The organism is Colwellia ponticola (assembly GCF_005885605.1).
In the GTDB taxonomy this organism is placed as follows: Bacteria; Pseudomonadota; Gammaproteobacteria; order Enterobacterales; family Alteromonadaceae; genus Colwellia; species Colwellia ponticola.
This window is the reverse complement of the sequence record NZ_SZVP01000001.1, coordinates 439,061-462,249: the sequence shown is the minus strand read 5'-3', so window position 1 is coordinate 462,249 and position 23,189 is coordinate 439,061. Positions and strand designations below refer to the sequence as shown.

General features: G+C 39.3%; 15 protein-coding genes. 14 read left to right on the top strand and 1 reads right to left on the bottom strand.

Features of this window, described 5'->3' with window-relative positions; all coding sequences use genetic code 11:
- Positions 1-182: 182 nt before the first annotated feature.
- The 5 genes from FCS21_RS01945 (at position 183) to FCS21_RS01925 (ending at position 10,110) form a co-directional block, all read left to right on the top strand.
- Positions 183-1,502, top strand: a complete 1,320-nt coding sequence (locus FCS21_RS01945) for an efflux RND transporter periplasmic adaptor subunit (RefSeq protein ID WP_138620286.1) — start codon at positions 183-185, stop codon at positions 1,500-1,502.
- Positions 1,502-4,774: an efflux RND transporter permease subunit gene (locus tag FCS21_RS01940; RefSeq protein ID WP_138620285.1), complete on the top strand. Its 3,273-nt coding sequence runs from the start codon at positions 1,502-1,504 to the stop codon at positions 4,772-4,774. Before FCS21_RS01945 ends, FCS21_RS01940 begins: the two co-directional genes overlap by 1 nt.
- A 306-nt stretch (positions 4,775-5,080) precedes the next feature.
- On the top strand, positions 5,081-8,074 hold the full coding sequence (locus tag FCS21_RS01935) for an ATP-binding protein (protein ID WP_138620284.1): 2,994 nt from the start codon (positions 5,081-5,083) through the stop codon (positions 8,072-8,074).
- 46 nt (positions 8,075-8,120) lie between these two features.
- Positions 8,121-9,041: an RT0821/Lpp0805 family surface protein gene (locus FCS21_RS01930; RefSeq protein ID WP_138620283.1), complete on the top strand. Its 921-nt coding sequence runs from the start codon at positions 8,121-8,123 to the stop codon at positions 9,039-9,041.
- A gap of 139 nt (positions 9,042-9,180) precedes the next feature.
- Positions 9,181-10,110: a Dyp-type peroxidase gene (locus FCS21_RS01925; RefSeq protein ID WP_138620282.1), complete on the top strand. Its 930-nt coding sequence runs from the start codon at positions 9,181-9,183 to the stop codon at positions 10,108-10,110.
- A gap of 41 nt (positions 10,111-10,151) precedes the next feature.
- Here the strand turns inward: FCS21_RS01925 and FCS21_RS01920 are convergent, their stop codons facing one another.
- Positions 10,152-11,168, bottom strand: coding sequence for a hypothetical protein (locus tag FCS21_RS01920; protein WP_246046948.1), 1,017 nt, complete (start codon positions 11,166-11,168; stop codon positions 10,152-10,154).
- 246 nt (positions 11,169-11,414) lie between these two features.
- Here FCS21_RS01920 and FCS21_RS01915 point away from each other — a divergent pair, with 246 nt between their 5' ends.
- The 9 genes from FCS21_RS01915 (at position 11,415) to murD (ending at position 23,183) form a co-directional block, all read left to right on the top strand.
- Positions 11,415-13,223, top strand: coding sequence for an acyl-CoA dehydrogenase C-terminal domain-containing protein (locus tag FCS21_RS01915; RefSeq protein WP_138620281.1), 1,809 nt, complete (start codon positions 11,415-11,417; stop codon positions 13,221-13,223).
- Between the two features lie 541 nt (positions 13,224-13,764).
- Entirely contained in the window at positions 13,765-14,223 is a 459-nt protein-coding gene (gene mraZ / locus FCS21_RS01910) for a division/cell wall cluster transcriptional repressor MraZ (RefSeq protein ID WP_138620517.1), read from the top strand.
- Between the two features lie 63 nt (positions 14,224-14,286).
- Positions 14,287-15,237 (top strand): 16S rRNA (cytosine(1402)-N(4))-methyltransferase RsmH, encoded by a 951-nt coding sequence (gene rsmH, locus FCS21_RS01905; protein WP_138620280.1) that lies wholly within the window; start codon positions 14,287-14,289, stop codon positions 15,235-15,237.
- Between the two features lie 2 nt (positions 15,238-15,239).
- Positions 15,240-15,548, top strand: a complete 309-nt coding sequence (ftsL, locus tag FCS21_RS01900; RefSeq protein WP_138620279.1) for a cell division protein FtsL — start codon at positions 15,240-15,242, stop codon at positions 15,546-15,548.
- A gap of 21 nt (positions 15,549-15,569) precedes the next feature.
- The gene (locus FCS21_RS01895) at positions 15,570-17,345 is read left to right on the top strand and encodes a peptidoglycan D,D-transpeptidase FtsI family protein (protein ID WP_138620278.1); all 1,776 of its coding nucleotides are present in this window, start codon (positions 15,570-15,572) and stop codon (positions 17,343-17,345) included.
- Complete coding sequence (locus FCS21_RS01890; RefSeq protein WP_138620277.1) at positions 17,338-19,017, top strand: UDP-N-acetylmuramoyl-L-alanyl-D-glutamate--2,6-diaminopimelate ligase; 1,680 nt, start codon at positions 17,338-17,340, stop codon at positions 19,015-19,017. Before FCS21_RS01895 ends, FCS21_RS01890 begins: the two co-directional genes overlap by 8 nt.
- Positions 19,014-20,597 carry a UDP-N-acetylmuramoyl-tripeptide--D-alanyl-D-alanine ligase gene (locus tag FCS21_RS01885; RefSeq protein ID WP_138620276.1) on the top strand — a complete coding sequence of 528 codons (1,584 nt, stop codon included), beginning with the start codon at positions 19,014-19,016 and terminating at the stop codon, positions 20,595-20,597. The genes FCS21_RS01890 and FCS21_RS01885 overlap by 4 nt, the downstream gene beginning before the upstream one ends.
- Positions 20,597-21,679 carry a phospho-N-acetylmuramoyl-pentapeptide-transferase gene (mraY, locus tag FCS21_RS01880; protein ID WP_138620275.1) on the top strand — a complete coding sequence of 361 codons (1,083 nt, stop codon included), beginning with the start codon at positions 20,597-20,599 and terminating at the stop codon, positions 21,677-21,679. Before FCS21_RS01885 ends, mraY begins: the two co-directional genes overlap by 1 nt.
- Positions 21,680-21,737: 58 nt before the next feature.
- Positions 21,738-23,183, top strand: a complete 1,446-nt coding sequence (murD, locus tag FCS21_RS01875) for a UDP-N-acetylmuramoyl-L-alanine--D-glutamate ligase (RefSeq protein ID WP_138620516.1) — start codon at positions 21,738-21,740, stop codon at positions 23,181-23,183.
- Positions 23,184-23,189 lie beyond the last annotated feature (6 nt).

Here is a 23,189-nt window from a genome sequence, read left to right as displayed (position 1 = left end):
ATTTGGCGTATATCTTGTAATAAGTAGAGCTAATAAAAAGTTACATTTTTGTAAATACTTGTAACGAAAAAATAGTTACTCTAGTGTGAGTTTTCGCTCAACTAGTGCCAGCACTATTAAAGTTAAAATTAAAATAAGTTTGTTTACAAGCAAATAAAACGTTTAAAGGATCAGGATTAAAAGTGGCTATTAAAAAACAAATTATTATACCTATTATCATCTTAGTCGTTGGCCTTGCAGGCATGGCTGCTTTTTTTAGTATGAAAAAACCGCCAGCAGAAAAAGCGATAGTTGATAACACTCCTATTGTTGCGGTTAGTAATATATCTGTTGGTTCAATGACATTAGAGGTCAATTCTTATGGCATGGTGACGCCGAAGTATGAAACTGAATTAATTGCGCAAGTAACAGGTGAAATTGTTGAATTGAGTGACACTTTTCTTCGAGGTGGTTTTGTTAAAAAAGATCAGTTGTTAGCGCGTATTGACCCTAATGATTACCATGCTGCGTTAATTGACGCACAAGCCGCTATGGCAACAGCAAAAGCGGATCTTGAAAAAGAAGTGGCACAAGGGAAAGTTGCCGAGAGTGAATGGCAGAAAATAACCGATACCTCGCCAACGCAATTAAGTTTACGTAAACCACAACTTGCTCAAGAGCTAGCCCGCGTTAAAGCCGCGCAAGCATCAGTACTTCGCGCTGAGCGTAACTTAGAACGCACTGAAATTAGAGCTCCCTACGATGCTATGATCGACAGTCGAACTATTGGCTTAGGATCGTTTGTCGCTGTAGGCAGTAAAATTGGTCATGTATTGGCGACCGCCACCGCTGAAGTTCGTTTGCCCGTCGCCGATAATCAATTAGAGTTTTTAGTTAATCAAGGTATAAACTCCAAGGTGAATCTGGTCGGTGTTTATGCAGGTAAAACTACCCAGTGGCAGGCAACGATAAAACGCAGTGAAGGCGTTATTGATAGTACTAGTCGTATGAGTTACTTAGTGGCAGAGTTTAATGACCCCTATCAATTACAAAACAAAACCAATCAGCTCTATACTGGTAGGTCAGCGATTGTTGAAACGACTAAAGCTAACGTTAAAGCTAATATCACTCCGTTACGTTTTGGTAGTTACGTTAACGCGAAAATTGTCGGTAATAATGTCGCTCAGGCAACTATCGTACCTAGGCATTTAGTGGTTAATGGTAAAGTCGCTATTTTAGATCAAGATTCAACCTTACATTATGTTGCTATTGATATTATTCGTCAGCAAGGCAGTAATGTTATTGTCGCTAATGGTTTAGCACAGGGCGATCGATTAATTATTTCAGCTTTAGATTACCCTATTGACGGTATGAAGTTAGCGTTAGCGGATGACGAAACAGCACTTGAAGAAAAAAATCAGGCAACTGAGTTAAGTCAGCCAGAACAGTTAAATAAATTAAACCAAACCCGCGAGGAAAATGAACTCAAAGTAGCCAATAATAATGCGTCAGGGGAGTTATAATGAGCCCTGATGACCAAGTCACTAACAAGCCAAGTGCCTCTAAAAGCAATGAGAATGACAACGCATCTAAACCTCATAGTGATATTAATACTCACACTGGCTTAATCGCCTGGTTTGCACGTAATAGTGTTGCTGCCAACTTATTAATGATATTCATTTTAGTCGGAGGGGGGTTAACGATTAGCAGCATTAATAAACAAATGTTTCCGCAAGTGAAGATTAATTGGATCTCTTATACTGCACCATACCCCGGTGCTGCGCCTCAGGAGGTTGAAGAAGGCATAACCATTAAAATAGAGGAAGCACTTGAAACCGTACAAGGTCTTAAGCGCGTTATTACCTACTCAAACCGTAATTTCTCTAATGGTTGGTTTGAAGTCGATTTAGATTATGATCCGCAATTGGTACTTGAAGAGGTTAAGTCAGCGATAGACTCTATTTCAAGTTTTCCTGATGGTATGGAACGCATTAAAATTGAACGAGAAAAATTTCGCCAAGAAGTCATGTATATCAGCTTATATGGTGACTTAACTCATGTTGAATTAAAAGAGCTTGGCCGTAAAGTACACGATGAAGTGCAGCAATTACCCTTGATCAATATTTCTGAATTATATAGCGGTTTAAGTTATGAAATATCGATTGAAGTGAGTAAAGATAAATTACGTGAATATAACTTAAACTTTAACGATGTTGCCAATGCCGTGCGGGGTTACTCACGTAATATGTCGGCAGGTCAAATTCGCGCCGAAAATGGCTATATTAATTTACGGGTAGAAAACCAAGCTTATCGTGGTTACCAGTTTGAGCAAATTCCTGTGGTGACCCTTGCTGATGGTACTCGGGTACTACTTGGTGAGCTGGCAACTGTGATTGATGGTTTTGAAGAAGGCTTACAATACTCTAAATTCAATGGTAAAAATTCCATCACTATATTTATTGGTGCGGCCGATAATCAAAGCATTACCGATGTAGCAGATATCGTGAATAAATTTGTTGAAGAAACGTCAGCACAATTACCACAAGGGGTAAAATTAGAAACTTGGGTTGATATGACCTACTACCTTGAGGGTCGCTTAACCATGATGATGGACAACATGAAAAGCGGTGCGGTTTTAGTGTTTATTATGCTGGCACTATTTTTACGAGTACGTTTGGCCTTTTGGGTAATGATGGGTCTGCCGGTATGTTTTTTAGGTACACTACTGGTTATGCCAATGGAGTTTGTTAATGTCACCATTAACATTACCAGCTTATTCGCCTTTATTTTAGTGCTCGGTATTGTTGTTGATGATGCCATTGTCATGGGGGAAAGTGCCCATGAAGAAATAGAGCGACATGGTCACAGTACCGACAATGTTATTCGAGGGGTTAAACGTGTTGCTATGCCGGCAACGTTTGGCGTGTTAACGACTATAGCAGTATTTATTCCGTTTGTACTTGGTGATGGACCAGAGTCAGCCTTTGGTAAATCTATTGGTTTTGTTGTTATTTTTTGTTTGATTTTCTCTTTAATCGAGTCGAAACTCATTTTGCCAGCGCATCTGGTTAACATGAAAATTAAAGAATTTAACCCAAAAAATCCGTTAGACAGGGCCCGTGCTTGGATTGATAAATCATTACAACGCTTTATTGAAAACGTTTATCGCCCATATTTACAGGTGTTTTTACACTATCGTTACGCAGTACTGATGTTTTTTATCAGTGTTATGCTCATTAGTGCAGGCCTGTTTGGCGGCGGCATAGTGCGCTTTGTTGGTCAACCGAAAATCCCTCATGACTTTCCACGCATAACCGTTGAAATGAATGTTGATGCCTCTGAAAAATCTACCTTGAATACCTTGTTAAATATTCAAGCGGTGATTAATCAAGTTGATACAGAAATTATTGCTGAGCAAGGCAAGACTGAACAAGGAAGGGAAGTACAAGGACAATCAATGATCTCTGATATGCAAGTGGAGATACGTAGCCGTACTGAAGGCCAGATTATGGTTAAACTCGTTGACCCTGAATTACGCGTTATGGATACCTTTGCTTTGGCTGATAGATGGCGAAAAGCGATACCTAATTACCCAGGCGTTAAATCACTAACCATTAGCGACAATTTATTTGGTGGTGGTCGTGATGATGGTGATATTGCCTTTCGATTAGAAAGCCAAAATGATGCGCAGCTTTTACTGGCGGCGAAAGAACTCAAAGCCAAGCTTAATACCCTTAAAGGTGTTGGTGATGTTAATGACTCTCGTCAAACCAGTGCTAAAGAAGTTCAGTTTGAATTAAAGCCGTTAGCTTACTCAATGGGATTAACCTTAGCTGATATTGCTTCGCAAGTGGGGTATAGTTTTTATGGCTTGGAAGCTCAGCGTATTTTACGTGATAGTGAAGAAATAAAAGTCATGGTGCGATATCCGCTAGCAGAGCGCAGCTCGGTTGGTCATGTTGATGATGTCATGATCCAAGCGCCAAACGGTGCTGAGTTACCTTTATCTGAATTGGCTGAAATTATTCTTACGGATGGTGTTACCCGCATTCGTCGAGAAAATGGGAACCGAACTATTAATGTGTGGGCCAGTGTTGATGCTGATCAAGTAGAGCCTTTTGAGGTAACTAAAGAAATACGCGATAACTTTGTGCCACAATTGTTACGTAAATACCCCTTGGTGAAGAGTGAGGTTACTGGACGTATTCAAGAAGAAATGGAAAGTGCTAGTGAGCAATTTAGAGATTTTATTATTTCACTGATGGTTATCTTTTCACTATTGGCGATACCGTTAAAATCTTACTCGCAAGCAGCGATGATTATGATCGTTATTCCGTTTGGTGTTATTGGTTCAGTATTAGGGCATTTACTTTTAGGGATGGATTTAAACACCTTTTCTATTTTTGGTATTCTTGCTGCCGCAGGCGTCGTGGTGAACGATTCTTTAGTAATGGTTGATTATGTCAACAATGCTAGAAAGCGTGGTGAAAGCTTAAAATATGCGGTAGTACATGCTGGTACTAAACGTTTTCGCGCTATTATGCTGACATCAATTACCACCTTTGTCGGCTTAGTGCCTATTGTCTTTTTTGAAACCAGTATGCAAGCGTTAATCGTCATTCCAATGGCGGTATCATTATCTTTTGGAGTTTTATTCGCTACTGTGGTTACCTTGGTGTTAATTCCGAGCTTGTATATGATTATTGAAGATATTAAAACGCTGTTTTCTCGCCATAAAAAGCAGCGGCATCAAGCGGATAAGATTAACACTACAAGGTTGCCGACAAGTCAATAATGAATGTTATTCGATAAATAGCGCTGAGTTTACCTCCAGGCAAGTTTAATCAACGATGTTACTATACGACTTGATTAACCTTGTCTTTTTATTGATAAGGCTTTTAAATCCTTCATCAACAAGGTTTACATGCTAACGAAACAGCCGCTTAATACTTTCTTTGTACGTCATAGAGAAAGCACAACACTAAGATTAATCGATAAGTGTTTATTTATCATAAATAATGTTATAAATAATGCCCCTGTATACTGTTGGTAAAGCACTGCAGTTTACAACCTCTCAGTAAAACAGAACATTAATTAACGCATGATTAAAAAACGAAAAAAAATAATATTACTCTTTTGTTTATTAACCATGGTTACTTTAGTCGTTGCCGATAAGGTGTGGGCACATGATAGTGCGTTACAACAACAACTTAATCAAATAAGTGAACACGATGATAAAACACAAGCATTAGCTGAATTATCACAACTTATCAACGTCGGTGATTTCGATGGGGCAGGTCAAGTTAGAATACTGCTGTTACAAGGGAGAACCTTGTTCTTACTTCATGAATATGAAGAGGGTATTAAGGTTGTACAACAAGCGCGAGATATTGCAGCAGCGAATGTTTTTTTAGGTTTAGTCGCCAAAGCTAATAAGTTGCTTGGTGTATTACGTCATTATCAAGGAGAATTAAAATCAGCACTGATCGCTTATCAGCAGTCGCTGGATTATTATGAAACTCACCAAGATCTTGTTGCTAATAACTTTGCTATTGAACGTGCCAACCTATTAAATAATATAGCCTTAATATATACCTCGCTAGGGCAAGCAAGTTTAGCCTTGGTAAATTATAAACTGGCTGAGCCTTTATATTCAGCTTATGGTGATGAAGTAGATAAAGTTGATATAAGATACAATATAGCGGTGTTACACCTTAGTTTAAAACGCTTTGATAGCACCATAAGCATGCTAAAAGAGACTATCCTAAAACGTCAGCAACTCAATGATAATTTGGGCGTCGCTAAGGCCACGGCTACTTTAGGGGTAGCTTATAAAGATTCAGGTCAATTCAAATTAGCAGAAGAAAATATTTTAGCGGCCTTAACTTATTTTCAGCAGCACGATTATAAACATGATATCGCTGCACAACTGCATAATATATCAGAAGTTTATAATAATATTGCAGACGTGGAACAAGCGATTTTTTATGCTAATAAAGCGTTGAATATGAGTCAACAGATTGGTCACCAAAAAGCTTATGCGGGTAGTTTACAGAGTTTAGCAAAAGGGTATTTTTACTCTGGCGATTTAGCCGAAGCAGAGCATTATATTAATGAGTCAATAGCAGTAGCACAAAAAAATGATTACCAAGACCTATTAACAGAAAATTTAGCTATATCTGCACTAGTCAGTGCCAGTCAACATCACTTTGTTGAAGCCTTAGCCAAGCAACAGCGTTATCGACAAAAATATCTACTGGCGGCTAATAACTTACTTAATGAAAAATTAGCAGAGTTTGAGTCTAAGCAGCTAAGCCAGAAAATAGTTGATTTAGAGCAACGCAGAAAGCTACAAACCTTGGAAGCTGTTAAAACGGAACAACAGCGAAATCTTATTATTCTTTCAGTAGTTTTTATTTTTGTTGTTGTCTTCTTTATTTATCGTCGATACCTAGAACAGCGGTTAACAAAAGAGTTGGAGTGGCGAGTTAAGCAGCGTACTCATGAACTTGAAACCTTAACCCACGAGTTAGAAAAAGCGAATCAAGTTAAAAGCCAGTTCTTGGCTAATATGAGTCATGAAATACGCACACCACTTACGGCTATTATCGGTCATGCTGAAGCGCTTATTTATGATGATGTTGATAAAAGTAAATTTCGCCAAGATATTGAAGTTGTTCATGGCAACAGCTTACATTTATTAGACTTAATAAATGATATTTTAGATTTAAGCCGTATTGAAGCCAATAAACTTGAATTGGAAATACAACCACTAGATTTAAGTGACTTAATTCAAGACTTACGTGACACCTTCAATGCTCAAGCGCAGCAGAAAAACTTGGTATTTACAATTGCCCATCAACTGCCGCTACCCTTTGTTATTGAAATAGATAGTCTACGCTTAAAGCAAATTTTATTAAACCTTTGTGCGAATGCTATTAAATTTACTGAAAAAGGCTCGGTAACTCTCAACATTACTTGGCTAAATGATGAATTGGTTTTTACCGTAACCGATACCGGTATAGGGTTAAGCGAAGCGCACTTAGCACAGGTTTTTGAAATATTTACCCAAGCAGATAATAGCATTAGCAGGCGTTTTGGCGGCTCAGGACTTGGATTAACCTTGTCAAATCAGTTAGCAAAATTAATGTCTGGTAACATAGCGGTCACTAGCAAGCTAGGCCATGGTAGTTGCTTTTGCTTGAGTCTACCTTGTTTGCATAATATTTGTGATAACGGAGTGCCTTTACCCAGTCGGTTATTGGCAAATCATGACGGTAAACTCTTCAACGGTAAGATATTGTTAGCAGAAGATCATGGTGATAATCGCCGCTTAATTGCGCGCTTATTAACACGTTTAGGGTTAGACACTATTGTCGCTACTAACGGTAAAGAAGCGGTAGCGCAATGTATAAAACATCAACCGGATTTAGTGCTTTTAGATATTCAAATGCCAGAAATGGACGGTGTTGAGGCCTTTCAAACGTTACGAGACTTAGGTTGTACTCAACCTATTTATGCGTTAACAGCGAATGCAATGTCACATGAAGTGAGTAAATATTTAGACTTAGGTTTCACTGGCCATTTAAAAAAGCCGATAGAGAGAACAGCCTTTATTGCTGCCATTGCTAAGCATTGTACAGTGTGTGATGAAAGAGCCGATGCATCCGATTCAGCATTGATCCATACTAAACTAGAGAACTTTAAATCAGAGAGCTCTGTGCTAGCAAGCAATAGTATAAAAAAAGACATAGAAAAAGACATAGAACAACCTGCTCTGATTGCTAGAGCTGAACAAAGCTTATTAGCGCTTGATTTAAGTGATCTAGTCGCTAAATTTAAAGCTAACCTTAGTAACGATAAACGCGAGTTGATCCTTTATCGTGATAATAATGATATCAATAAAGTCGCAGCACTTGCACACCGTTTAGCAGGGGCGGCGCAAATGTTTGGTTTTGTAGAGCTTAATCAAGCAGCATCTGAGTTAGAATTGGCGATCAAAAAAACGACAGTAATTGATGAGGCGGCGCAGCTATTAATTAGTGAGTTGATGCATTGCTTAATAGATGAAATTAATTTAATTGAACAGCAATAGCCTTGTTTGTGATAAAAAATTGTTCTTAAAAGCTTAAGGTAAACGCATGATAAAAAAATTCTCTTACTCGCAAACCTTATTGGCATTAGCTATTACGTTGTTAGCCTTGTCATTATTTAAGTTTACCTTACAGATACCAGCATTATTAAGTGTTATTAACAGCACCACAAAAACAGTCGACTCAGTGACGCTGAAAGTCGATGGTATTGTTAATGAAGTTGCCTTGGTAAGACTTGAAGTTGCTAAGGTAAGAGCCTTAGTGGCTCAACAAACGCCGGCTATTTTATCACAGGTTGAAGCGTCACTGCCTATCGTACAGCAAGTTATTATTGAAAGTGAATCGTATTCAAAACAATTACCGGCTTTAATGCAACAACTTGCCAATATTGAACAACAAGTTGCCTTAGTGCAGACCTCTATGCCAGCGATACTAAAGCGTATAGATGCTGTGGTTAAAACAACTGATAATACCACCGCAGAAGTTGCCCGTTGGCGCCCTCATTCGACTCGTTATCTTGAAGAAATAACCTTATCTAGAGATTATATTCCACAGTATTTAACACGTATTGAAAATACTGTGGTTGACGCTAAAACTATCGGTAAAGAAGCGAGTAGTGGTTTAGTCTCAGGTTTTTTAAAAGGTGTTATTACGCTACCTTTTGAAGTTGTCGCGGGTTTAACGGGCATTGTTGATGTTAACTCGCGCTCTGCTAAATACCTTACCGCACAAGATGTCGCGCTTATGCAAGAAAAAGTCGTGTTACTACTAAATGATAACCAACAAACTACGTCGGCTTGGCATAATGTTAAAAGTGGCCATCGCGGGACTATCAGTAAAGGCAGAGAAACTAAGCGTAATCAGCAACCATGCATTAAGGTTACTTTTGATAATCATTTCGGTAGTGGTAAAGAAACGCTGCAAGAGCTCATGTGTCGAGACGATAAAGGCTTATGGAAAGTGAATTAAGCTTACCGATTATTACTGTAGTTATAGCGTACTCAAGTGATGGTAAGAATATGGTATGCGATCATTTATTGTGTACAATACCAATAATATAGGTTTTCAATATAAACTCTCACATTGAAATAAGTTAATAGGGACAAAAATGGCTAGAGAACAATTTGGTATTTGTGCAGAACCTAACTTGCATGGTAATTATTTATTATTCAATGTCCTAGATGACAAAAATGCTTTTATTCGCGCAGCAATCTCTCGTTTACCTAAACTCTTTGATAACTACGCAGATCAATACTCAGAGGCGAATCTCATCGGTGTTGTCGCTATTGGTGAAGCTTATTGGGATGAGTTTTATCCACAGGCTCGTCCAGCGTTGTTAGCGCCATTTCCAGCCATGCATAATGATGACAGAGTTGCGCCAATGAATAGTTATGATATTTATATTGAAATTCGCAGTGACCGTGCCGATGTTAATCATATTGTTAGCACTAAGGTCTGTCAGCTACTCGGTGATAGTGTTGAATTAACAGAGCAAATACAAGCGTTCAGATTTTTAGATGGCAGAGACTTAACTGGCTTTGTTGATGGTACTGAAAACCCTAAAGGTTTACATCGTCGTGAAGTGGCCTTAGTGAAAGACGCTGACGACATACAATTTGCTGGCGGCAGTTACTTACACACCCAGCGCTATCAACATAATTTATCGTTATGGAACTCTCTTGCTGAGCATGAGCAAGAAGACGTTTATGGGCGAACCAAGTTAGATAATATTGAGTTTGATAGCGCCGACAAGGCATTAACCGCGCATACTAAACGTACTAGCCTTAAGGATGAACAAGGTAAAAGTATTGAAATTTTAAGGCAAAGCATGCCTTATGGTGATATGAAACGCAAAGGACTATTCTTTGTTTCCTATTGCCACTCACCCAAGCCCTTTGAGTTAATGCTTAATAGTATGATTCATGGCGATGGTCATGGCCACTGTGATCACTTACTTAAATATACTGAAGCTGAAACAGGTAGCGCATTTTTTGCGCCAAGCTTAACTTTTCTTGCTCAGATGGTTGATCAGGATTAGCTGCTGTAATCATAATCAGTGTCATCGTTATTTGGCTATACTTATTTAGCCATTATATTTTCAGATAATACTTCATGATAATCTTGAGCAATATAATGGCCTTGATTGATCGCTAATTCAGACTCGGGTGCTAGTGTCCCTAATGGCAGTAACGCAGGTCCGGTAGGTTCAGCTAATAAGTAACTGACATTATTATGCATAATGCTTATCTCTCCTGACTTTGCTGGGATATTAATACCAATAAAAGCGTGATTATCAATATAAATTAACGCCATCTTAATACGTGGCATTAACGCTCTTAATAAAGCAGCGGTTAAAGTCATTTTACTATCGCAATCCCCTTGATTTTCCCACAGCACTTGCAATGGCGGATTAAAACCTGCACCTGAAGAGGTAAGACGAGATTCTAAAGTGCTATAAGGAATACTCTGCACAAAAGCTAATACATAGTTGCTGACCTGGCGAATATTTTGAATAGAGACATGCTCTAAAATAAGTGATTTTAAGGACTTTAAATCTTCCACCGAGTGATTAGCAATACTGACATGATCGACTTTAACACCACTCACTTGATCATAATTAGTAAACGCTTGGTAATAAGTCTCTTTAAAGTACTGCTGCGTTATCTCATCCTCGAGTTCGTTTAATCTTTGATAAGCTTGATCTACCTTCACTTTATCTATGCCATTCACTTCGATAAAAAAATGATGCTGATGCTGTTTGTAGCGTATTTGTACACCGGATATCGGCTCTTGCTGCATTGCTTTTTTAATACGCCTAAGAATGGTTTTTTGTGCGTAGCTACTTTGGTAGGTTTTAAACTGGCGAAAACGATTAAATAAGCCTTCTTCAGATAATGTGAAATTAAGTGCTTGTTTGCTATTACCGTGGTCGAGCCATTGATATTGAAAGTTATACCCTTGATCCACTTGTGTTTTATTAAAGCGTAACTGCTGTGACTGCACTTGGGGAACCAATAATAACAATAAAGCAGCTACAAGCACAAAGTAGTAGTGTTGATGTTTTTTTAAGGGCAAGTTCAATAAATTAAAAATCATAGTTATCTTCCCTAATGATTTCTTATCAAGTAAGCCAATTTTATTAATACCCTAATAGGTTAACTCAGTTTTAAATACAATAGCAAACCACAACTGGTAGATCAGTAGTAATAATCAATAGCACTTTACATAGTAATGATTTACACTGTGTTCAAACACTTGTTTTAATCGTGCGTTTGTCGCACAGTAGTTACTCTATAATCTACTGTAACTTAAACCTAATTCAAACTTCAAAAGGGAATCATTATGGCTGAATATAAAGCGCCGCTCACTGATATGAACTTTTTACTCTATCAGGTGTTTAATGCTGATAAAATGTGGCAAAAATTACCTAAGTTAGCCGAGCAAGTTGATAAAGAAACAGCGCAAGCTATTTTACAAGAGTGCGCAAAAATTGCCGAGCAAGAGCTTGATCCTATTGCTCGTCAAGGCGATGAAATTGGTGTAAGTTTTAAAGAGGGTGTTGTTACTACCGCGCCAGGTTATAAAGAAGCGTTTACTACTTATGCTCAGGGTGGTTGGACTGCACTTGGCGGTGATGTTAATTATGGCGGCATGGGGATGCCAAAAATGTTAACGGCTATGCATGAAGAAATGTTATGTAGTGCTGATATCTCGTTTTCACTTTACCCTGTGCTTACTGCGGGGGCGGCGTTATCTTTAGCAAAACATGGTAGTGAGGAATTAAAGCAGCGTTATCTAACGCGAATGTATTCAGGTGATTGGGCCGGCTCTATGTGTTTAACAGAATCACATGCAGGCTCTGATTTAGGTATTATTCGTACCAAAGCTATTCCACAAGATGATGGTAGCTATAACATTACCGGTAATAAAATATTTATTACCGGTGGTGAGCATGACCTTACCGAGAATATTGTTCATTTAGTGTTAGCTAAATTACCCGATGCGCCAGCTGGTCCTCGCGGTATCTCACTTTTTTTAGTGCCTAAATATCTTGTCAATGACGATGAAACATTAGGTGAGCGTAACACCGTTAGCTGTGGTTCTATCGAACATAAAATGGGGATTCATGCCTCAGCAACTTGTGTGATGAACTTTGATGAAGCGAAAGGCTTCTTAATTGGTGACCTAAATAAAGGCTTGGCTTGTATGTTCACTATGATGAACTTTGAGCGTATTGGTGTTGGTATCCAAGGCTTAAGTGCTGCAGTGCGCTCTTACCAAAATGCATTAGAATATGCCAAAGACCGATTACAAAGTAGAGCCCTTGATAGCAAAACAAATGGTGTTAAAAACCCTGATCAAGAAGCTGATTCTATTATGGTACATGGTGATGTCCGTCGTATGCTGTTAAATATGAAAGCATTAAATGAAGGCTCACGAGCATTATCTAGTTACATCTCTATGCAACTTGATTACGCCACTTATAGTGAAGGTGAAGAACAAGTTAAAGGTGAAACATTAGCAGCCTTAATGACGCCGGTTGCTAAAGCCTTTTTTACCGACTTAGGTTTTGAAAATACCGTTACTGGCCAGCAAGTTTTTGGTGGACATGGTTATATTCGCGAATGGGGTCAAGAACAACTGGTACGTGATGCACGTATTACGCAAATATATGAAGGCACCAATGGTATTCAAGCCATGGATTTATTAATGCGTAAAGTAGCGGGCTCAAAGGGTGCCATGCTAAAAGTGTTTACCGATGAAGTAAGTACTTTTATTGACAGTAATAGTGGTAATAGCGCGATGGTTGAGTTTATTGAGCCCTTAGCACAAACGTTAACAGACCTTACTGAGTTAACGACTGACCTATTAATTAAATCAGAGCAAGATATTAATGAGTTAGGCGCCTCAGCAAATGATTACTTACATGTCTTTGGTTACACGGCAATGGCTTTTGTTTGGGCTAAAATGGCGAAAGTTGCTTTAGAACAAGAGCAAAACAATGGTGAAAGTGGTAGCGATTTTTATCAAAGTAAAGTACATACTGCGCGTTATTTCTTTACTCGAGTATTACCACGTAGATTATCATTAATCGCTTCAGCAAAATCAGGTAGTGATTGCTTGTTTGCTATTAACGATGACTTGTTTTAATCAAAAATTTAATCATAACTCTAATCGAAAAGTTTAATGATATAAGACTTAATCGTATAATATTTATTCGATTAAGGTAGTGCCAGTAAAGGGCATTTTTCATGTTAATAAAAATGCCCTTTACTACATCACTCGTCTCCCCCCCTGTCGCTAATAATAGACACTATTTTAGTTAAATTATTATTTTTTTAACTATTTTTGGGATTGCTTGTCACAAAAGCCCACAAATTCATCTACTTCCTCAGAAGCCTTAATTTTACTGGCGTTATAGCCAGTGTCTTCACGTTCGTTTTTAGCTGTACTCACTTGACAGTGTGTTGCATTTTTCACTAAACTGTAGCAACGTGGGTAAAAGTGGTGAAAAGTGGATGTGATAGCAGATCTACTATTGTTATCGTTTATTATTTACTTACTTATAACACCAATGATTACACGCATTTTCATCGTGAAATCTTATGAAAATGTTGAGCGAAATTAGTGGTTGAATCATTGTTTAAATTCACGGTTAAAGTAACTGTTCAACAGGGTGAAAACAGCAGATATGTTTAGAGGCACTAATGCAATTACGCTCGACAGTAAAAATAGGATCACTATACCGACTAAGTATCGTGAAGAGCTATTGACTGATTGCCAAGGAAAAATGATCTGTACGGTTGATATTCAACATCCGTGTTTATTACTTTACCCACTACCTGAATGGGAAGAGATTGAATTAAAATTGTGTAATTTATCAAGTATGAACCCGCAAGAGCGTTTACTGCAGCAAGTTATTTTAGGTAATGCCAGTGATTGTGAAATGGATAAAAACGGTAGGTTATTAATCAATGGACCCTTAAGGCAACATGCCAGTTTAGAAAAAAATGTCATGTTAGTTGGTCAATTGAAAAAATTTGAAATTTGGCAAGACAAGGCATGGCAAGCGCAAATGCAGCAGGGCATTAGCAAAATACAATCGGGTGAAATTGAGTTAACAGAGCGCTTACTCGACTTATCACTTTAGTTTTCCTCATAACGCTTTATAAAGTATTAATACTTTCGCGAACCAAGGCTGTAAAAATATAACATGGAATTAGACACTTCTCACATCTCCGTACTGCTTAATGAAGCCGTTGATGCTTTAGCCATAACAGGTGATGGCTGCTTTATCGATTGTACTTTTGGTCGCGGCGGACACTCAGCGCTTATCTTAAGTCAGTTATCAGATAGCGGTCGATTAATTGCCATTGATCGTGATCCAAGCGCTATTGTTGCTGCTGAAAAATTCAAAGATGATCCGCGCTTTTTGATTGAACATCAAGGTTTTGCTGCCTTAGCTGATATTGCTGAGACCCATAACTTAATGGGTAAGGTTGACGGTATCTTACTTGATCTTGGGGTATCTTCTCCGCAACTTGATGAAGCTGAACGAGGCTTTAGCTTTATGAAAGATGGTCCGCTTGATATGCGCATGGATACCAGTAAAGGTCAAACCGCTGCACAGTGGTTAGCGGTTGCCGATGTGGAAGATATCACCTGGGTACTGCGTACTTTCGGTGAAGAAAAACATGCTTGGCGCATTGCTAATGCCATTGTTGATACTCGAGAAGAAGCGCCGCTAACGAGAACGAGTCAATTAGCAAAGCTTATTAAAACTACAGCACCACAAAGAGAAATAAAAAAACATCCAGCAACACGCAGCTTTCAAGCTATTCGCATGTATATCAATAGTGAACTTGAGCAAATTGAAAAAGCACTGGCTGCCTCACTTGATGTTTTAGCAGAAGGTGGTCGTTTGGTTGTTATCAGTTTTCACTCTCTTGAAGATCGCTTGGTTAAGCAATTTATGAAAAAATATTCACAGGGTAAAAAAGTACCAAGAGGCTTACCAGTGAGTGAGGAAGAATTAAACAAAGGTAAAAAGCTTGCGTTGGTTGGACGTAGATTAAAACCAAGTCAAAGTGAAGTTGAAGAAAATGTACGCTCTCGTAGTTCGGTATTACGAGTTGCTGAGCGCTTAGCAAGAAATATCGATTAGTTATGGCTGCGCGCGCCTTAGTATTTGATATTTGGCAAGATATTGTTCGATATAGCGTCACTTATATTTTATTGTTATTTGTTGTTTTGTCTTCGTTTTCTGTTATTTATTACAGCCATCTTAACCGACAAAAAACCAGTGAGCTTGAAGTACTGTTAACAAAAAAAGATGAATTGAATATTGAATGGCGCAATTTATTATTAGAACAAAATAGTTTGGCTGAACACAGTGCAATTGAGAGCAAAGCAAAAAGACTCTTGCAGATGAAACGTCCGAATGCAAATTCGGAAGTGATTGTAACCTTAGAATAAAGCAACTTAAATGAGAGCGGTGTGAATAAAAAATCAGCCAAAAATAATAACCCACTAAATACTGCCCCTTGGCGATATTATTTAGTGCTGGCTGTTATTGCCCTCATCTATGGTAGCCTGATGGCACGCACTGCTTATATTCAAATAATTGAACCTGAAATGTTGCAAAAGCAAGGCGATTTACGTTCATTACGTGTTGCTGCGAATAGTGTGCAACGTGGTTCGATTGTTGACCGTAACGGCGCTGAGCTTGCCATTAGTGTACCGGTTGAAACGGTGTGGGCTGATCCTAAAATCATTATGGATAATAACGCCCTTGCAATGACTAAGCATTGGCAGGCACTGGCTGATGTACTTGATCAGGACATAGAACAACTGACTGCGCGCGTTATTGATCAGCCGACTAAACGCTTTATTTATTTAGAGCGTAAAATTTCGCCAGCGATGGCAAATTACATCAAAGAATTAAAAATTCCAGGTATACATTTACGCAAAGAATCAAAGCGCTTTTATCCTACGGGTGAAATTAGTGCTCATCTTATCGGTTTCACCAATGTTGATGATAAAGGGATTGAAGGCATTGAGCGTATGTATGACGACGTATTAACCGGTACTGGTGGCGCTAAACGCTTTAGAAAAGATGCTAAAGGCCGAAAAATTGAGATTATTTCAGTAGAAGAGCCTGAGCAAGCACAAGATATTACCTTGAGTATTGACCAACGTATTCAAGCCATTGCCTATAAAGAGTTAAAAGGTGCGGTACAAGCTTTTAAAGCTACCTCCGGCTCGGTCGTCGTCGCAGACATTCATACCGGTGAAATATTGGCCATGACCAATAGCCCTTCGTATAACCCCAATAATCGTCGTAATACCGCTATTCATCGTTTTAGAAATCGCGCTATTACTGATATTTACGAGCCAGGCTCTACTATGAAGCCACTCACCGCGTTAACGGCATTAGAGTTTGGCTCTGCCACGGCTAATTCTATTATTGATACCAGCCCAGGTTGGATGCGCTTAGGGGGGCGTCGAGTAAGTGACCCTATTAACCGTGGAAAATTATCTATTGAAGAAATACTCACTACTTCATCGAATATGGGCACGACTAAGTTAGCACTTTCTGTTCCTAAAGATTATTTATTAACTAAGTTTTTTGATGCTGGCTTTGCCAATAGTACCGGCACTAATTTAGTCGGCGAAAGTGCCGGTATGATGCATGATAGAAGTCGTTGGTCACAATTTGAATTAGCAACACTCTCTTGGGGAGCTGGACTTGCTATAACCCCTGCGCAATTAACCCGCTTTTATATGGCGCTGGCTAATGGCGGCATAAAGCGCAGATTAACCATTGTTAAATCTAATGGGGAAAAAACATTACCACAAGATAAAGAAAGAATATTTTCAGCTAAAAACAGTATTGCTGTGACTAATATGCTCGAAACGGTAGTTGATGAGCATGTGCCAAAAGCCAAGGTTGACGGTTATCGTGTCGGAGGTAAAACAGGTACATCAATTAAAGCAGTTGCTGGTGGCTATGGTAATGATTATGTTGCCTTATTTGCCGGTGTTGCTCCTATCTCTAATCCGGAGGTTGTCGTGGTTGTGGTCATTAATGAACCAAGTGGTGATCTTTATCATGGCGGCGAAGTCGCCGCGCCAGTATTTTCACGGGTAATGAAAGGCGCACTTCGTGTGCTAAATATTGCTCCTGATGCCCAAAGCTCAAAAACAGCGCATAAGCATATAGAGGCTAAGCATCCTAAGACCACAATAGCGTTAGGAGCGCATCATGCCTAAACCCACTACCCAAGATATTATTAAATGCTTAACTCATTTTGGCATAAATTTGGCTAATACATTTAGCAATGACGCGAGCAATGATAGTAGTAACAATCTTAGTTTATTGGCCTACTGCGGTGATATGCACAATGACAGTCGAGCTGTAGTGGAAGGTGATATTTTCTGCGCCATTATTGGTCATGATAAAGATGGTCGTCAATACATTGATCAAGCTATCGAGCAAGGTGCTAAGTTCATCATTGCTGAATGTGAAAGTATCAGCGAGCATGGTGATGTGGTTATGTTACCCAATGTGCAAGCGAGTCAACAAAGCGAAGCTATAGCTGCCGCGATCATTATGGTTAAGTTTTATCAACTTAACCAACAGCTATTTACGCTAGCCAAAAGTTATTATCAAGCGCCGCAAAATAATATGACGATAGTAGGGATTACCGGCACCAACGGCAAAACCACCACCAGCCAATTATTAGCACAAATGTTAACGGCCTATAATAACCCCTGTGCAGTTATTGGTACCAATGGTGCTGGTGGTCTTGATAGCTTACAGCCCATTGAAAACACGACTCCAGGAGCGTGTGAATTACATCAATTATTGCATCGTTTTAATGATGAGCATGCTGTTGATGGCAAGTTTAGTTGTGTGGCAATGGAAGTATCATCGCATGCGCTATCACAAAAACGTGTGCAAGCGGATTTATTTGATATTGCCTTATTCACTAACTTAAGCCGCGATCATCTTGATTATCACGGTTCAATGGCAAGTTATGGTGTTGCTAAAAAACAAATTTTTACCGCTGCTAATAACCAAGTTGCCGTGGTAAATTTTGATGATGTACAAGCAAAGAAGTGGCTAGAAAACTGGCCGGTGCAACAAACACTTTGGGTATATGGTCGCGAAGAAACTATTCAATCATGTCGTTATTTTGTTACCGCTAAGGCTATTGTCCGTCATAGTCATGGTGTTTCTTTTACCTTGGTAAGTCATTTAGGTGAAGTTGATATCATTAGCCCATTATTGGGTGATTTTAATATTGATAATTTACTTGCGGCTATCAGTGTATTGCTTATTCAAGGCGTTCCATTGAGTGATATTGCCAATTTGGTTGGTCAGGTAAGTGCTATTGCTGGTCGAATGGAAGCAACTAATGCTAAAGGTTTAGCTACTGCTGTGGTTGATTATGCCCATACGCCAGATGCACTAGAAAAAGCACTGCAAGCTTGTCGTCAACATTGTTCAGGTGAGCTTTATGTTGTTTTTGGCTGTGGCGGCGATAGAGATAAAGGTAAAAGACCTTTAATGGCGCAAGCAGCGGAAAAGCATGCTGATTTTTTGGTGGTAACTAACGACAATCCACGCACTGAAAATGCTCAATTAATCGCACAAGATATTGTCGCTGGTTTTACTCACCCTGATGCGGAAAAAATTACGGTAACGTTAGATAGAAAGCAAGCGGTGTTAACTACCTTAGCTAAAGCCAACGTTGGCGATATTGTCTTGTTGGCAGGCAAAGGTCATGAGGATTACGTTATTGTGGCAAAGCATGATAATGGTGTTGTTATTGGCACACAAAAATTGGCTTATAACGAGCGTTTAGTCGTACAGGATTTTTATCAAAGACACGTTAATCTAGCGTCAAAAATAACACTACCTAACGAGGTCATTTTATGATCACTCTTTCATTCGCTAAGTTAGCTAAAATTACCGGCGGTGAGCTTATTACTGTCGGGGATGACAGCGCAACTTGTCTTGATGCCTTAACTATCAATGATCTCGTTATCGATAGCCGTGCTATTACTGTAAATACCGATAAAGTCACCGCCTTTCTTGCACTTAAAGGGGCTAACTTTGATGGTCATCGCTTTGCACAGCAAGTGATTGAGCAAGGTTGTCAATTACTGATTGTAGATCATCAACTACATGATATAACCGGCACTGCACAATTAATAGTCAGTGATACCCGTATTGCTCTTGGTCATATTGCCGCCTTTGTGAAAAAGGAACTTGCGCCTAAAACCGTTGGTATTACCGGCAGTAGTGGTAAAACTACCGTTAAAGAAATGGTTGCCGCTATTTTATCTCGTTTAGGCAAAGTACTCGCAACTAACGGTAACTTTAATAATGATATTGGCGTTCCTCTTACTTTGCTGCGCTTAGACAGTAGTCATGATTTTGCCGTTATTGAAATGGGCGCTAATCACTTGGGGGAAATAGCCTATACCACCGCACTGGCTAAGCCCGATGTGGCCATTATTAATAATATTGCTGCAGCGCACTTAGAAGGCTTTGGCGATTTATGTGGCGTCGCGCGTGCTAAAGGGGAAATATTTTCAGCCCTTGGTGAGCAAGGTGTTGCTATATACAACCAAGACACATTGCATACAGATAAGTGGCAATGGCGCTTGACGGATAAAAAAGTACGTACCTTTTCTTGCGCTAGTACGGCTGATTGCTATAGCGAAAATGTTACGTTAGACGACAATGGCTGCGCCAGTTTTACCTTGCAAAGCGCTCAAGGGCATTGCGATATAACCCTAACAATACCAGGTAGACACAATGTTGCTAATGCGGTTGCCGCTGCTTGTATTGCGCTAGAATTTGGTGCCAGCCTTAAAGATATTAAGCTAGGTTTAGCCCAAATGCAGCCAGTAAAAGGTCGGCTTAATTTATATCAATTAACCGAGTTACAAAGCGGCTGTCGCATCAAACTTATTGATGATAGTTACAACGCCAACCTTGAATCAGCTAAAGCCGCGACGCAGTTATTGGCAAATTATTCTGGTAAAAAACTGTTTATTTTAGGTGATATGGGGGAGCTAGGCAGTGAAGCGCGTAGTTACCATCAAGAGGTAGGTGAGTTTGCTAAGCAGTTACAAGTAAATACGTTATTGTCATTGGGTGTATTAAGTCAAAGTGCTAGTGATGCTTTTATTAAAGACAACCCCAATAATGAACAAAGTCAGCACTTTAAGCAAAACCCTGATTTAATGACTCATTTATTTAAGCTACTTAAGCAACACTTCTGTGCTAGTCAGCAAGATATTGCTATTTTGGTAAAAGGATCACGCAGTGCCCATATGGAGCATGTTGTGTTAGCAATCATTCAATGGGTCAAACAAATAAATACCCAACAAGGACAAAATCAAGTGAGTCAAACGGCTATTAATGTAAATAAAACTAATAAAGTTAATGAAGAGCAGGTTAATAACAGTCAAATCAGCGCGCAAGCACGTAAAGAAGGTACCGTTTAATGTTATTGTGGTTAGGTGAGTATTTAACTCAATATTATTCAGCGTTTAATGTTTTTTCTTACTTAACATTTCGCGCCATTATTAGCACGTTAACAGCGTTGTTTATTTCGTTATATTTTGGCCCGAAATTGATCCGTTATTTACAAAAAATGCAAATTGGTCAAACAGTAAGAGACGACGGTCCTCAAAGCCATTTATCAAAATCTGGTACGCCAACTATGGGGGGGTTGTTAATACTCGCCTCTATCGTGGTCAGTGTTTTACTGTGGGCTAATTTAAGTAATATTTATGTTTGGGTAGTGTTATTCGTTATTGTCAGTTTTGGCATTATTGGTTTTGTTGATGATTATCGTAAGGTCGTGCGCAAAGATGCCAATGGGCTTATTGCCCGTTGGAAGTATTTTTGGCAAACCGTTATCGGGTTAAGTACGGCATTATTTTTATACTTTATTGCTCAAGGTCCTAATGAAACGTCTTTATTAATCCCTTTTATGAAAGAGCTATTACCGCAAATAGGCATATTTTATGTGGTGATGAGTTATTTCGTGATTGTTGGTACCTCAAATGCGGTTAACTTAACGGATGGTCTTGATGGTTTAGCGATTGTGCCAACGATTATGGTGGCAGGTGCTTTTGCTTTATTCGCTTATGTTACTGGCAACGTTAACTTTTCTAGCTATTTGAATATTCCTCATATTGCTTTAACCAGTGAGTTAGTGGTGGTCTGTACTGCCATTGTTGGCGCGGGCTTGGGCTTTTTATGGTTTAACACTTACCCAGCGCAAGTCTTTATGGGTGATGTTGGCTCGCTGGCCCTAGGGGCGGCGTTAGGCGTTATTGCGATACTTGTGCGCCAAGAATTAGTGTTGTTTATTATGGGTGGCGTTTTTGTGATGGAAACTGTGTCGGTTATTTTACAGGTGGGTTCTTATAAAATGCGTGGCCAACGTATCTTCCGTATGGCGCCTATTCATCATCATTACGAATTAAAAGGCTGGCCAGAACCGCGGGTTATTGTCCGCTTCTGGATTATTTCAATCGTGTTAGTACTGATCGGTTTAGCGACCTTAAAGTTACGTTAAGCAAAGTAGATAAAAATATTAGCTAAAAAATTAACAAACAGGTGAGTATAAAGAAGTGATGACAGGGTTAACAGCGTTTACAGATAAAAATATTGTCGTGCTAGGAGCAGGGATGACGGGGTTGTCATGCGTGCGATTTTTGCATGGGCAAGGTTTGTCATTAGCTGTTAATGATTCACGTGCTATGCCGTTTACAAGTGCTGCTGAGCAACAACAGTATCAGAAGGATTATTCCAATGCTGTCTTTGTTTTTGGTCAATGGCAACAAGACTTAATTGCTCGTGCTGATATTATTATTGCTAGCCCAGGTATCGATTTAGCGGCTGAAGGTCTGGCGACTGTTATATCACAAAGCTGTCTCGTGATAGGTGACATAGAGCTATTTTGTTTAGTCAACAATAGTAGCCCTAAGCCAATGAAAATGTTGGCGGTTACGGGTTCAAATGGTAAGTCGACAGTGGTGTCAATGCTCGCTTATTTAGCTGATGCTCTTGGCGTTAATGCCGCATTAGCAGGCAATATTGGTGAGCCAATTCTTGATTTACTCGCGCAAAATAATACGAGTATTAGCCAAGCAAATCTTACTCCTGAACTTGTTATTGTTGAGCTTTCTAGTTTTCAACTCGAAACATTAACTAGCATGCAAGCTATTGCTGCCAGTGTGCTTAATTTGAGTGATGATCATCTCGATAGGCATAAAACCTTAGCTAATTACCAAGCGATTAAACAAGGTATTTATCCTCAAGCGAACATCGCGGTAATTAGCCGAGAAGATAAAGCCACTAACACCTTGGTTGCAGGACAAAAGGTTATTTCTTTTGGTTTAACTACTCCTGCGCCAGGGCATTTTGGCTTAGCTGTTATTGGTAATAAACAAACGTTAATGTTTGGTGAGCAAGCACTTATTGCACTTGATGAATTACCGCTAGCGGGTATGCATAATGCGCTTAATTATATGGCAACATTGGCCCTTGGTTACAGTGCTGGTTGGCCGTTATCAGCGATGAGCGAAAGTCTTGCTGGTTTCACTGGTTTAGCACATCGTTGTCAACGCGTGGCAAGTCATGATGAAATTCAATGGATTAATGACTCAAAAGCGACCAATGTTGGCGCGACACTCGCCGCGCTTAAAGGCTTAGCACCAACGCTAAATAACAATAAAAATAGTAATAAAAAGTTAATTCTTATTGCCGGTGGTGAGGGTAAAGGCGCTGATTTCTCTCCCCTTAAAATCATGTTAAATAATGAAGTTAGTCAGTTAATTACCTTAGGTAAAGATGGTGCTCAACTCGCTAATTTAGTCAGTAATGCTATTGAAGTTGATAGTTTAGTTGCTGCAGTAGCTCAGGCTAAAGCCATAGCTCAACCAGGAGATATGGTATTACTTTCACCAGCTTGTGCGAGCATTGATATGTTTAAAAACTATATGGTGCGCGGTGAAGAGTTTATTGCCGCTGTTACCAGTAATGCTGTCATTAATACTAAGGAGCTGTCATGTCGTTAGATAAAA

Excerpts from the sequence above, each read along its gene's own strand:
- FCS21_RS01940 (WP_138620285.1), top strand. The coding sequence starts at position 1,502 with ATGAGCCCTGATGACCAAGTCACTAACAAGCCAAGTGCCTCTAAAAGC.
- FCS21_RS01935 (WP_138620284.1), top strand. The coding sequence starts at position 5,081 with ATGATTAAAAAACGAAAAAAAATAATATTACTCTTTTGTTTATTAACC.
- FCS21_RS01930 (WP_138620283.1), top strand. The coding sequence starts at position 8,121 with ATGATAAAAAAATTCTCTTACTCGCAAACCTTATTGGCATTAGCTATT.
- FCS21_RS01925 (WP_138620282.1), top strand. The coding sequence starts at position 9,181 with ATGGCTAGAGAACAATTTGGTATTTGTGCAGAACCTAACTTGCATGGT.
- FCS21_RS01920 (WP_246046948.1), bottom strand. The coding sequence starts at position 11,168 with ATGATTTTTAATTTATTGAACTTGCCCTTAAAAAAACATCAACACTAC.
- FCS21_RS01915 (WP_138620281.1), top strand. The coding sequence starts at position 11,415 with ATGGCTGAATATAAAGCGCCGCTCACTGATATGAACTTTTTACTCTAT.
- mraZ (WP_138620517.1), top strand. The coding sequence starts at position 13,765 with ATGTTTAGAGGCACTAATGCAATTACGCTCGACAGTAAAAATAGGATC.
- rsmH (WP_138620280.1), top strand. The coding sequence starts at position 14,287 with ATGGAATTAGACACTTCTCACATCTCCGTACTGCTTAATGAAGCCGTT.
- ftsL (WP_138620279.1), top strand. The coding sequence starts at position 15,240 with ATGGCTGCGCGCGCCTTAGTATTTGATATTTGGCAAGATATTGTTCGA.
- FCS21_RS01890 (WP_138620277.1), top strand. The coding sequence starts at position 17,338 with ATGCCTAAACCCACTACCCAAGATATTATTAAATGCTTAACTCATTTT.
- FCS21_RS01885 (WP_138620276.1), top strand. The coding sequence starts at position 19,014 with ATGATCACTCTTTCATTCGCTAAGTTAGCTAAAATTACCGGCGGTGAG.
- mraY (WP_138620275.1), top strand. The coding sequence starts at position 20,597 with ATGTTATTGTGGTTAGGTGAGTATTTAACTCAATATTATTCAGCGTTT.
- murD (WP_138620516.1), top strand. The coding sequence starts at position 21,738 with ATGACAGGGTTAACAGCGTTTACAGATAAAAATATTGTCGTGCTAGGA.